The organism is Clostridium sp., from assembly GCF_017888565.1.
GTDB lineage: Bacteria > Bacillota > Clostridia > Clostridiales > Clostridiaceae > Clostridium.
In genome coordinates, this window is record NZ_JAGHFX010000038.1 from 14,292 (window position 1) to 26,085 (window position 11,794).

The 11,794-nt window shown below is 30.2% G+C and carries 13 protein-coding genes; 8 read left to right on the forward strand and 5 right to left on the reverse strand.

Going from position 1 to position 11,794, the window contains the following annotated elements:
- The first annotated feature begins 13 nt into the window (after nucleotides 1-13).
- From J7M87_RS06530 to J7M87_RS06550, 5 genes are all read left to right on the forward strand, one after another.
- Complete coding sequence (locus J7M87_RS06530) at nucleotides 14-793, forward strand: electron transfer flavoprotein subunit beta/FixA family protein (protein ID WP_291649853.1); 780 nt, start codon at nucleotides 14-16, stop codon at nucleotides 791-793.
- Nucleotides 794-814: 21 nt separating this feature from the next.
- Nucleotides 815-1,819 (forward strand): electron transfer flavoprotein subunit alpha/FixB family protein, encoded by a 1,005-nt coding sequence (locus tag J7M87_RS06535; RefSeq protein WP_291649855.1) that lies wholly within the window; start codon nucleotides 815-817, stop codon nucleotides 1,817-1,819.
- Between the two features lie 271 nt (nucleotides 1,820-2,090).
- Nucleotides 2,091-2,933 (forward strand): 3-hydroxybutyryl-CoA dehydrogenase, encoded by an 843-nt coding sequence (locus tag J7M87_RS06540; protein WP_291649857.1) that lies wholly within the window; start codon nucleotides 2,091-2,093, stop codon nucleotides 2,931-2,933.
- 266 nt (nucleotides 2,934-3,199) lie between these two features.
- Nucleotides 3,200-4,141, forward strand: coding sequence for a DNA glycosylase (locus tag J7M87_RS06545; protein ID WP_291649859.1), 942 nt, complete (start codon nucleotides 3,200-3,202; stop codon nucleotides 4,139-4,141).
- A gap of 170 nt (nucleotides 4,142-4,311) precedes the next feature.
- Nucleotides 4,312-5,265 (forward strand): BadF/BadG/BcrA/BcrD ATPase family protein, encoded by a 954-nt coding sequence (locus tag J7M87_RS06550; protein WP_291649862.1) that lies wholly within the window; start codon nucleotides 4,312-4,314, stop codon nucleotides 5,263-5,265.
- A gap of 185 nt (nucleotides 5,266-5,450) precedes the next feature.
- Here the strand turns inward: J7M87_RS06550 and J7M87_RS06555 are convergent, their stop codons facing one another.
- The 3 genes from J7M87_RS06555 to agaV are packed head-to-tail and all read right to left on the reverse strand — an operon-like array spanning nucleotide 5,451 to nucleotide 7,593.
- On the reverse strand, nucleotides 5,451-6,296 hold the full coding sequence (locus tag J7M87_RS06555; protein WP_291649863.1) for a PTS system mannose/fructose/sorbose family transporter subunit IID: 846 nt from the start codon (nucleotides 6,294-6,296) through the stop codon (nucleotides 5,451-5,453).
- Nucleotides 6,286-7,098 (reverse strand): PTS sugar transporter subunit IIC, encoded by an 813-nt coding sequence (locus J7M87_RS06560; protein WP_142419094.1) that lies wholly within the window; start codon nucleotides 7,096-7,098, stop codon nucleotides 6,286-6,288. Before J7M87_RS06560 ends, J7M87_RS06555 begins: the two co-directional genes overlap by 11 nt.
- An 18-nt stretch (nucleotides 7,099-7,116) precedes the next feature.
- Nucleotides 7,117-7,593, reverse strand: coding sequence for a PTS N-acetylgalactosamine transporter subunit IIB (agaV, locus tag J7M87_RS06565; protein ID WP_291649865.1), 477 nt, complete (start codon nucleotides 7,591-7,593; stop codon nucleotides 7,117-7,119).
- A gap of 374 nt (nucleotides 7,594-7,967) precedes the next feature.
- Here agaV and J7M87_RS06570 point away from each other — a divergent pair, with 374 nt between their 5' ends.
- Nucleotides 7,968-9,137, forward strand: coding sequence for a helix-turn-helix transcriptional regulator (locus J7M87_RS06570; protein WP_142419092.1), 1,170 nt, complete (start codon nucleotides 7,968-7,970; stop codon nucleotides 9,135-9,137).
- 31 nt (nucleotides 9,138-9,168) lie between these two features.
- Here the strand turns inward: J7M87_RS06570 and yajC are convergent, their stop codons facing one another.
- Both yajC and J7M87_RS06580 read right to left on the reverse strand, forming a co-directional pair.
- A complete protein-coding gene (gene yajC / locus J7M87_RS06575; RefSeq protein ID WP_291649868.1) occupies nucleotides 9,169-9,447 on the reverse strand; it encodes a preprotein translocase subunit YajC in 279 nt (92 codons plus the stop codon).
- A gap of 1 nt (nucleotide 9,448) precedes the next feature.
- A complete protein-coding gene (locus tag J7M87_RS06580) occupies nucleotides 9,449-9,880 on the reverse strand; it encodes a PTS sugar transporter subunit IIA (RefSeq protein ID WP_291649870.1) in 432 nt (143 codons plus the stop codon).
- 200 nt (nucleotides 9,881-10,080) lie between these two features.
- On the opposite strand from J7M87_RS06580, the gene nagA reads away from it, so the two are divergent.
- Both nagA and J7M87_RS06590 read left to right on the forward strand, forming a co-directional pair.
- Nucleotides 10,081-11,220, forward strand: a complete 1,140-nt coding sequence (gene nagA / locus J7M87_RS06585) for an N-acetylglucosamine-6-phosphate deacetylase (RefSeq protein ID WP_291649872.1) — start codon at nucleotides 10,081-10,083, stop codon at nucleotides 11,218-11,220.
- Complete coding sequence (locus tag J7M87_RS06590) at nucleotides 11,220-11,741, forward strand: hypothetical protein (protein WP_291649875.1); 522 nt, start codon at nucleotides 11,220-11,222, stop codon at nucleotides 11,739-11,741. Before nagA ends, J7M87_RS06590 begins: the two co-directional genes overlap by 1 nt.
- The last annotated feature ends 53 nt before the right edge of the window (nucleotides 11,742-11,794 follow it).

The following is an 11,794-nucleotide window of genomic DNA, read 5'->3' on the forward strand; positions in this document are numbered from 1 at the left end:
GGAGGATTTATAGATGAATATAGTAGTTTGTTTAAAACAAGTTCCAGATACAACAGCTGTTAAAATTGATCCAAAGACAGGGACTCTTATAAGAGATGGTGTTCCATCAATAATAAATCCAGAAGATAAGCATGCTTTAGAAGCTGCTTTAACTTTAAAGGATAATGTAGGTGGAAAGGTTACAGTAGTAAGTATGGGGCCTCCTCAAGCACAAAATGCATTAAGAGAAGCTTTATGTATGGGAGCTGATGAAGCTATACTTATAACTGATAGAGCTTTTGCAGGAGCTGATACACTAGCAACTTCAAAGACTTTAGCAGGAGCAATAAAAAGATTAGAATATGATGTGGTTTTCGCAGGAAGACAAGCTATAGACGGAGATACAGCACAAGTTGGACCGGAAATTGCAGAACATTTAAATATACCTCAAGTAACATATGTTCAAGGTGTTAAGGTAGAAGATGATGGGTTATTAGTAAATAGAGCATTAGAAGATGGATATGAATTGATAAAGGTTAATGGACCAGTTCTTTTAACAGCTATAAAAGAATTAAATGAACCAAGATATATGAATGTTAGATATATCTTTGATACTGCAAACACAGAAATAAAAATTTGGTCAGCTGCTGACTTAGAAGTGAACAAAGAAGAGCTAGGACTTAAAGGTTCACCAACAAAGGTTAAAAAGTCAATGACTAAAGAAGCTAAGGGAGCAGGAGAATTAATAAATGAAGTTCCAAGTGAAGCTGTAAAATATGTATTAGGTAAATTAAAAGAAAAACACTACATCTAGGAAATATGGGAGGTAAAAAAGATGAGTATAGCAGATTACAGAGGCGTATGGGTATTTGCTGAGCAAAGAGAAGGAGAACTTCAAAAGGTTTCTTTAGAATTACTTGGTGAAGGTAGAAAAATTGCTGATAAGTTAGGAGTAAAATTAACAGCTCTTTTATTAGGAGATAATATAAAAGGTTTAGCTGATATATTAGGAAGACATGGAGCAGATGAGGTTTTAGTAGCAGAAAATAAATTGTTAAAGCACTACACTACTGATGGATATACAAAGGTTATTTGTGATTTAGCAAATGAAAGAAAACCAGGAATATTATTTATAGGAGCTACTTTCATTGGAAGAGATCTAGGACCTAGAGTAGCTGCAAGATTATCTACAGGATTAACAGCAGACTGCACAGTTTTAGATGTTGACGTTGAAAAAGCAGATTTATTAGCTACAAGACCAGCATTTGGTGGTAACTTAATGGCTACAATTGCCTGTCCAGATCATAGACCACAAATGGCAACAGTAAGACCAGGAGTATTTTCAAAGCTTTCAGATGAAGATAGAAACTTTACTGTAGAAGAAGTAGAAGTAAAAATCGAAGATTCAGATATCAGAACTAAAATAGTTGAGATAGTAAAAGAAGCTAAGGATATCGTTGATATAAGCGAAGCTAACTTCATTGTTTCAGGCGGTAGGGGAGTAGGTTCAAAAGAAAACTTTAATATTTTAAAAGAATTAGCAGAAGCTTTAGGTGGAACAGTAGCAGGATCAAGAGCAGCTGTTGAAAATGGCTGGATAGATAGAGACTATCAAGTTGGACAAACGGGTAAGACAGTAAGACCAACTATATATATAGCTTGTGGTATTTCAGGGGCAATACAACACGTTGCAGGTATGCAAGATTCAGATTTAATAATAGCTATAAACAAAGATGCATCAGCTCCAATAATGCAAACAGCAGATTATGCTATAGTAGGAGACTTGTTAAAAGTTGTTCCAGAAATGACAGCACAAGCAAAAGCAATGAAAGAAAACTAGTGACAATGGAGAATGGAGAGTTTACAATTAAGAAAATAACTCAGACAAGCTGAGTTATGAAATTAGAGTAAATATTAATTAACAAATTAATAATGGACAATGCATAAGTATAATGGGAAATTGAAAGTGGACAATTCATAATTAAGGAAATAACTCAGTAAACTGAGTTGTGAAATTAGATAATTTAGCTTAGGATAAATTATTACCTAAATTATTAATATTAAATTGTGAATTGTAAATTGTGAATTGAAGAAATTGGAGGTTTTTGAATATGGAAAAGATTTTTGTTATAGGTGCAGGAACTATGGGAGCAGGTATAGTTCAAGCTTTTGCTCAAAAGGGTTATGAAGTAATAGTTAGAGATATAAAGGATGAATTTGTTGAAAGAGGTATATCTGGAATTAATAAAGGCTTAACTAAGCTAGTTGCTAAGGGGAAGATTAGTGAAGAAGATAAAGAAGCTATTCTTTCAAGAATAACTGGAACTACTGATTTATCTCTTGCAGAAGATTGTGATTTAGTAATTGAAGCTGCTGTTGAAAATATGGAAATTAAAAAGAGTATATTTGCTGAATTAGATGGGATTTGTAAAGAATCTACTATATTAGCTTCTAATACATCATCTTTATCAATAACAGAAGTTGCTTCAGCAACAAAGAGACCTGATAAAGTTATAGGAATGCATTTCTTTAATCCAGCTCCAGTAATGAAGCTAGTAGAAATTATAAGAGGGATGGCAACATCAAATGAAACTTTTGATGCTATAAAAGAATTATCAGTAGCAATTGGAAAGGAGCCAGTAGAAGTTGAAGAAGCTCCAGGATTTGTTGTTAATAGAATACTTATTCCAATGATTAATGAAGCATCATTTATTCTTCAAGAAGGAATAGCTTCAGTTGAAGATATAGATACTGCTATGAAATATGGTGCAAATCATCCAATGGGACCTTTAGCTTTAGGAGACCTTATAGGATTAGATGTATGCTTAGCTATTATGGACGTTTTATATAATGAAACAGGAGACACTAAGTACAGAGCAAGTAATCTTTTAAGAAAGTATGTTAGAGCTGGATATCTTGGAAGAAAGACTGGTAGAGGATTCTACAATTATTAAAAATTTATCCTTAATATGATTTGATTTGTTGAACTTTTTTAAGATAGAGAAACTTATTTGATTTCTCTATCTTTCTTTATATAAATTATTATTGAATACATATTATCCATTTTTATTAAGAATATGATATAATTTATAAAGATAAAAATTATTAATATTTAGTTTAATTCTTAGGGGGAAAGATGACTGAGTGAGAATAGTTTATTAATATCTCGGGGATAAATAATATATTAATGGTATATTAATTATATATAAGAGGTGAAGAAATGGATTTTAAAAATACTGTATTTGAAGATAATAAAGTGATAATAAAAGGTGTAAAGAATTTCAATATAAAACAAATATTGGAGTGTGGGCAATGCTTCAGATGGGATAAGATAGAAGATAATAATTATGTTGTAGTTGCTTATGGAAGAGTTATTGAAGTAATTCAAAATGATGATGAAGTTATTATATGTAATTCAAATGAAGAAGATTTTAATAATATATGGAAGGATTATTTTGATTTAGAAAGAAATTATGATGAAATAAAAGATGTTCTTGCAAAAGATGAAATACTTAGAAAAAGTGTTGAGTTTGGATATGGCATAAGAATATTAAATCAAGATCCATTTGAAATTCTTATAAGCTTTATAATATCTGCAAGAAATAGTATACCTTCAATAAAGAAAACAGTTAAAAAGATATGTGAGAGATGGGGAGAAAAAATAGAGTACAAGGGAAACGAGTATTATACATTTCCAACTCCGCAAGCAATTAAAGATGCTACATTAGAAGAAATTCAAGAAACAGGTGCATCTTTTAGAAGTAAGTACATAGTTGATACAATTAAAAAGGTAAATGAAGCTATAGAAGTTAATGAAGATTTTAGATTAAATCCAAGTAAGTATGATGAAAGACCAGAAATATTAGATTTTGATTTAGAATATATAAAGTCATTAAATGATGATGAGTGCCATATAGAACTGCAAAAATTTATGGGGGTAGGTGCTAAGGTAGCAGATTGTATAATGCTATTTTCAATGACAAAGCACTCAGCATTCCCTGTAGATGTATGGGTTAAGAGAGCTATGATTCATTTTTATGTAGCACCAGATGTATCACTAAACAAGATGAGAGTATTTGCAAGAGATAAATTTGGAGCTTTATCAGGAATGGCTCAGCAATATCTTTTTTACTATGCTAGGGAAAATAAAATAGAAGTATAGATTGTAATATTTTGATGTTGGAATTTGTTAATAATAAATATATAATTAAATTGATGGATTTTATTAAGTATATAAAGTAAAAAAGATAGATTATAGGCAATAAGGGGAATAGTAATACATGTAATATATCCAATCACATAATATAAACCTTGTAGGTAGGGGGAAAGAAAATGTATTATTTAGGAATTGATGGTGGAGGCACTAAAACAAAGTATCTATTAGTAGATGAAAAGTTACAAAAGGTATGTGAAAGAGAAGGAGCAACTATACACATTCATCAAGTTGGTGTAGAAGGAATTAAAAGTGAACTAAGAGAAAATATTTCTAAGATATGTGAAGAAACAAATATTTCTGTAAAGGATATCGATTATGCATTTGCAGGTGTACCAGGATATGGCGAAAGCTTAGATGATATGGTTAAAATAGATGAAGCTATAAAAGAAGTTATGGAAGTACCATATTCAATTGATAATGATGCTGTTAATGGATGGGCAGGAGGAACTGCTTGCAAGCCAGGAATAAATGTAGTAGCAGGTACAGGAAGTATAGCTTATGGTAGAAATGCAGAAGGAAAGCTAGCAAGATGTGGTGGATTTGGTCCAGGAATAGGTGATGATGGAAGTGCTTATTGGATTGCACTTAGAACGATTAATGAATATACAAAACAAAAAGATGGAAGAAGTGAAAAAACTGTTTTAGTTGATATACTAGAAAAAGAATATAATATAACATATAGATATGAAATTGTTGATATTGCATTTAATAGATTGAAATTTAATAGGACAGAATTAGCTAAGTTTTCAACAATATGCTTTTTAGCAGCAGAAGCGGGATGTCCAGCTTGCAAAAATATATTTAAGGATGCAGCAAAAGCTATATTTGAACACATATCTGCTATATCAAAAGAATTAAATTTCAAAGATGATTTTGTTGTTTCATACACTGGTGGTGTGTTTAAATCAGGTAAACATGTTTTAGAGCCACTTCAAGAAATGATAAATGAATCAGGATTAAAGTGCCATTTACAAGAACCTGCACTTGATCCTTGGAATGGATCTGTTTTATTAGCATATACTTTAGCTGGTAATACAGTACCTGATAATGTAAAAGAAATATTTAAGTAAATTATAAAAATGTATTTTTGAAATATATAAGATATAAATAAGTAAGTGGATTTTAAAGAAGAATTTGTTCTTTTTTATACTGAGATAGAAAAGTTTATATGTTTATAAAGTTGAGAATACTATGATTATATTAATAATTAAAAAGAGGACTGCTAATAAATAGCATGTCCTCTTTTTGAAGTAAATTATTTAGCCCACATTGTGAATCCAAATAAGTTACCGAATAAAGCACCAACTATTCCAAGTACAAGTAATAAACCTATACATGCAACAGGAGTCCATTTTCTTTTCTTGATTAAGTAGAATAGCATTAATGTTAAAGCTAGTGGAAGCATTTGAGGAAGAACACCATCTAATATATTTTGTATATTAATTGGAGCTTCTCCATTTGGTATTTCAATAGCTAATTTTGTTGCACCATAGTTTGAAGTAAGAGCACCAACTATGAATACACCTAGCATAGAAGCTGAACGTGTAAATTCTTTTGCATTTTTAGTTAAGACATCTATCGCTTTTGAACCTAAGTTATATGACCAGTACATTAACCAATATCTAAGTCCAAATTGAACACCATTAAATATTAACAAGAATAGTATTGGACCAATTAAGGATCCACCGATAGCCATGTTAGCAGTGATACCAGCAGTAATTGGAACTAATGTGAACCAGAAAATAGCATCTCCAATTCCACCTAAAGGACCCATTGCAGCCACACGGACAGCACGGATAGTATTAGTATCAGCCTTTTGTTGCTCTAATGACATAATTATACCCATAACAAAAGTTACAAGGAATGGGTGAGTATTAAAGAACTCTAAGTTGTGTTTCATAGATTTAGAAAGGTCTTCTTTATTAGTATGAATCTTCTCTAATCCAGGTAATATTCCATATAGCCATCCAGCAGCTTGCATTCTTTCATAGTTAAATGAAGCCTGTAAGAATAATGAACGCCAAACCATCTTGTTTAAAGTTTTCTTATCAAGTTGTTTGGCAGGAGTCAAATCTTTATATAATGTGTTATTAGATTCCATCTTCGTCATCTCCTCCCATTCCTATATTTGCTGTAGCAGATTTCATTTTTACATTAATTTGGAAGTCGTAAATGCATACTGCGATTCCAATAAATGCAATTATTAATAATGCTGATCCAGATAAGCCTTCTATTTTTCCTATAATAGTTGCAAGTGCAAAACCTGCAAAATAAACTCCCCATAATTCATTTGATAACATTATACGTAATAAAATTGCAAATCCAACATAACGCATCATATTACCAGCAGCACCAAGTCCGTCCATGAACCAAGCATATTTTGTTGAGAATTCTGATAACCACTCACCAGCAGCGCTACCACCTATTAAACCTATAACAACTACAATTGCAAAGAATAATCCTAAAGCAGCCATTGCGCCATAGTTAAGTCTTTCAATACCTTTTGGATTTGCATCTTCTGCATATTTATCAGCTTTTGACATTAATGGTGACATAACTGTGAATAATAATGTAACACAATATTGTCCTATTAATGCAAATGGAACTGCTAGTCCAACTGCAGCAGCTGGATCTAATTTAGAAGAAATGGCAAATACTACTGCCATTATTCCTCCGATAACAGCATTTGGAGGTTGAGCTCCTCCTACAGGCATGTTACCGATTGTCATTAATTGGTAAGTACCACCTACAATAAGTCCAGTTTGTAAATCTCCAAGAATTGCACCAATAACGGCTCCTGATACAATTGGTTGATACAATGATTCTAAGAAACTAAATTGGTCAATAGCTGCAATAAATGCAAATACTGCAACCAATAGAATTTGTATAATATTAAAATCGATTTAGTATTCCCCCCCGCATTATTTAAAAATCTTCTCAATATTTTCAGTACCTTCAGTAGGAACTCTTCTTATTTCAAGTTCCACACCTAATTCTCTCAGTTTTTTGAATGCTTCTACGTCTTTGTCATCTACTGCAACAGAACCAACAACTTGTCTTTTTCCTTCTGCCATATGCATATTTCCAATGTTAACTTTCTTTATTGGAACTCCACCTTCAACAAGTTTTAATACATCAGAAGGAGTTTCACAAACTATAAATATAAGCTGTTTAGCATTAGCCTTATGAATAGTGCTTATAGTTTTTTCTAATGTCCAATAACGAGTTGAAGCATAAGATGGTGCACACATATCCATTAGACCTTGTCTTAGTTTATCTCCAGCTACAACATCATTTGCAACTAGAATTAAGTTTGCACCAATGGACCCACACCATTGAGTTGCAACTTGTCCATGAATTAATCTATTATCTATTCTTGTTAATATAATATTTGGCATATTATCACCTCCCTTTTAATGAAAACATTTTGTTTCCACTGATATAAGAACATTATATAATTAATATAAATAACAATCTTTATACTTTTTGGTATTTAATTTATTCTTTTTAACAACGTTTACAAAATGGGATTAATTTGAAAAAATACAATTTTAGTGATATTATATAGTATATATTGGTAGCACAATTTAATATCTATTAGTGTTACTATAATTTGAACCTTACTTAGATTTTATTGAATAAAATTAATTATGTTGACATATTAATTAATATAATATAAAAATGTATAAAAAAAATAAACTTAATGCTTATAAAATAGTAGAAAAAGTCTTATTTAAAAACGATATTGTTAATTTATAGTGAGGTGATTTATATGTATGATAAAACGACCAGTGCTCAATTTAGAAAGTATGGTTTCATCTATGATGAAGCTAAGGATATAAATAAAGATGATTTAATATTAAAGCAAATCGTTACTAGTGATAAAGTTATTTCTAGCTTATACAAATTCTCAGAACCAGCATATATAGAAATTGTCAAAGGTATGGCATCCATATTAATAAGCGATTCAAATAGTGGTGATTTTAAACTATTTGCAGTTCATAGAAAATTACAGATTAAACCTAATATGTATTTTAATATTATTTCAATGACGGATCAAATTACTTTTAATTTAATAATACCATCTAGATATAACCTTAAACTTGAGTTTTTAAATCCACCATATGTATATAATAGAATACTGCCTACTATAAACATCCCTGAAATAATGGCCTATTATTATACAATTAAAAGTCCGAATTATAATTTTAAGGGAGAGAGACATAGTTTATTTGAGTTGACCTTTGTTGATAATGGAACTTTAAATACATCTATTGATGGTATTGATTACACATTAAACTCATCTGATCTAATTATATATGGTAAAAATCAATTTCATACACAATCTGTAAATAGTGATTCAGCCTGTTCATATTTAACAATTATGTTTGACATGGAATGTGATGATGAAAGATTAATATGTAACAAAGTATTTCATTGTAGAAAAGAATTGTATAAGGCTGTAAGAATTTTTGCGAAAAATATATCAAGTACAATACCATATTCAGAAAATCTTATTTTAAGTAATTTTCATGAAATTATAATTAGATTATTTCAATATGATTACTTGGGAGTTGATGATAGCAAGTTACCGAAAGAGTCATATCAACATTTTCAAGATGAATTATTAGAAGGAATACTAACATATATTTATGAAAAGGTTTCCTCTCCAATAAGTATAGAAGAGCTTTGTACTAAATTTTCAGTTTCAAGATCATCACTGCAAACTTTATTTAAAAATAATTTAAATACATCGCCAAAGAAATATATTAATGATTTAAAATTATCTAAGAGCAAACAATTAATTAAAGAAAATAAATATACTATTAGTGAAATAGCATTTATGTTGGGTTTTAACTCAATACATTACTTTTCAAGAGCCTTTACACAACATTATGAAATAAGCCCTAGTGAATATGCACAAACTTTATTTAAATCATAAAGAGCTGCCTTTTTGGACAGCTCTTTCTATTTTATAAAATATTTTGAATTGAATATCTAGAGATAGCTATTACTGTATTTTTAGCAATTTCAACTTCAACTTTTTCTTTTCCTACAGATACTACTTTACCATAAAGTCCACCACAAAACATTATTTTCATTCCAGGTTTCAATTCAACATGAACATCTTTAAGATCGGAGGTTCTTTTCTTTATGTTTTTAGCTGATATAAATATTAAAATCAAAGCTCCTATGCCCGCTAATACTGCAACAGTGATGCATGTCCATATAACTACTTCCCAATTTATCATATTAGATACCATCCTCGCTTTCGTCATCTTCATGGACTATAAACTCAAATTTCACAACTCCACTTTTACCTACCTCAATAGCTGATTCAGATAATGAGTGTAAATCATCTGCAATATCTTTAGTCATTGATATTTCAAGAATCATAGGTAGATTTGTACCACCTATTACTTCCATTGGTTTTTCTATGGATGTTTTAACTTCAACTAAGGTTTTAAATGGTGAGCCTCCAGCTAAATCACTAAGAGCCAAAATACTATCACAATTATCTAAATTTTTTAATGAAATATAATATTTTTTTCTTAAATCTTCTATTGAATCTGTCTCCTCAAAGTCAACATACTCTACATTGCAAGGTTCTCCTGCAATTAGCTTTAAAGATGAGCGTAATCCTGATGCAAAGTTACCATGTCCGCTAATTATTAATCCTATCATTCTATCATCTCCTAAAATAATATAAAGTGTATTATCAAGTATTTAATATTAAAAAATATATAACAATTATAATTATAATGGAGAGTAATTATAATTCAATAAAGGTGGTGAAATATATAATATATATGTTGAAAAGTGCAAATATTAGATGGATAAACTTATGTATAATTATAGATAAGTTGGATTTGGGGAGGGATTATATGTTAATACAAAGTAAAAGGATTTGGATTGCTGATCAATTCATTCCAGCTCAAATTGAAATTGATGATAATAAAATAGTTAATATCTATGCTTATAACGAGAAAGAAGATGCTTATGATTATGGTAGCAAGAGAATTGTACCAGGATTTATAGATATTCATTGTCATGGAGCTTATGGCTTTGATACAAATGATGCAAATGAACAAGGATTAAGAAATTGGACAAAGAAAATAGTAAGTGAAGGAGTTACTTCGATATTACCTACTACTATAACTCAAAGTAAACAAGTGCTTTTTAAGGCTTTAAATAATGTTGCGAAGGTAGTAGAAGATGGATATGATGGAGCGGAAATATTAGGAATTCACTTTGAAGGACCTTATCTTGATATGGAATATAAGGGAGCTCAACCTAGAGAATATATAGTTAAGCCTACTATTAAAGAATTTAAAAGTTATCAAAAAGCAGCAAAAGGGTTAATAAAATATGTAACTTTAGCAACTGAAACAGATGATGACTATTCGCTTACAGATTACTTATTTAATAATGATATAGTAGTAAGCATAGGGCATTCAGCATCCACATATGAAGATGCTATATTTGCTTTTGCTCATGGAGCTAGGTCGCAAACTCATGTATATAATGGAATGACTCCATTTAATCATAGAAAAAATGGATTAGTTGGAGTAGCACTAAGGGTTAAGGGGATGTATGGGGAAATAATTTGTGATGGAAATCACTCTACTACTACAGCTTTATATAATTTCTTTAATGCAAAGGGACCGGATTATGGGATTATGATTACAGATGCCTTAATGGCAAAGGGGGATGAGCCAGGTTCTAAATTTATGTTTGGAGGAAATGAAATAGAAATCTATGAAGATGGAAGTGCCCATTTAGTAGAAACAAAAGGATTAGCAGGGTCTACATTAAAGATGAATGATGGACTTAGGATATTAGTTGAAGATGCAATGGTACCGTTTAACTATGCTATTAATGCATGTACGATTAATCCAGCTAAGTGTTTAGGGGTTGATAAACGCAAGGGCAGGATAGGAGTGGGATATGATAGTGATTTAGTAATTTTGAATAATGACTATTCAGTGCATCAAACATATTGTTTAGGAAAGGCGATGTTATAGTGAAAAAGAATGTTATTAATTTAGCTGGAAATAACATATACTTGGATATGTACGGAGATACGGTATATTATAATGTTTTTGATAAAAATGGATATATTGTATCTAAGGAAATAGAACAAAAATTTAGGATATTTTATTATAGATACTCAATCATATTTATTGTTATGATTTTATTAGGAGATTATTTTAGATCTTTGCAAAATACGTTTTTAGTTGGAGTTGGAGCTATAGTTTTAGTAGAGTTATATTTTAGAATTTTCTTTTTAAAGAAGTTAAAGGTAATTAAGAACTTTAAAAGAGATCGCAAGACCTCAAAGTTAGATAGTATAATTAGTAGTAAAGAAAAAGAAAAAGCGATAATGAAAGCATGTGCATATGCTTTATTAAGTGTTCTTATTGTTATAAATGCAATACAACAAAATTTCAATGTATTATTTTTAATCTTAAGCATATTAGGTGGAGTATATAGCTTATATATAGGAATGATTAATATTATTGCTTTTAGTAAAATAAGAAAATAATGAATTAGTAGCCTGATAAAGTTAATTTAATAAAATGGAAGTTTTGGGTTTAG

Excerpts from the sequence above, each read along its gene's own strand:
- J7M87_RS06530 (WP_291649853.1), top strand. The coding sequence starts at position 14 with ATGAATATAGTAGTTTGTTTAAAACAAGTTCCAGATACAACAGCTGTT.
- J7M87_RS06535 (WP_291649855.1), top strand. The coding sequence starts at position 815 with ATGAGTATAGCAGATTACAGAGGCGTATGGGTATTTGCTGAGCAAAGA.
- J7M87_RS06540 (WP_291649857.1), top strand. The coding sequence starts at position 2,091 with ATGGAAAAGATTTTTGTTATAGGTGCAGGAACTATGGGAGCAGGTATA.
- J7M87_RS06545 (WP_291649859.1), top strand. The coding sequence starts at position 3,200 with ATGGATTTTAAAAATACTGTATTTGAAGATAATAAAGTGATAATAAAA.
- J7M87_RS06550 (WP_291649862.1), top strand. The coding sequence starts at position 4,312 with ATGTATTATTTAGGAATTGATGGTGGAGGCACTAAAACAAAGTATCTA.
- J7M87_RS06555 (WP_291649863.1), bottom strand. The coding sequence starts at position 6,296 with ATGGAATCTAATAACACATTATATAAAGATTTGACTCCTGCCAAACAA.
- agaV (WP_291649865.1), bottom strand. The coding sequence starts at position 7,593 with ATGCCAAATATTATATTAACAAGAATAGATAATAGATTAATTCATGGA.
- J7M87_RS06570 (WP_142419092.1), top strand. The coding sequence starts at position 7,968 with ATGTATGATAAAACGACCAGTGCTCAATTTAGAAAGTATGGTTTCATC.
- yajC (WP_291649868.1), bottom strand. The coding sequence starts at position 9,447 with ATGATAAATTGGGAAGTAGTTATATGGACATGCATCACTGTTGCAGTA.
- J7M87_RS06580 (WP_291649870.1), bottom strand. The coding sequence starts at position 9,880 with ATGATAGGATTAATAATTAGCGGACATGGTAACTTTGCATCAGGATTA.
- nagA (WP_291649872.1), top strand. The coding sequence starts at position 10,081 with ATGTTAATACAAAGTAAAAGGATTTGGATTGCTGATCAATTCATTCCA.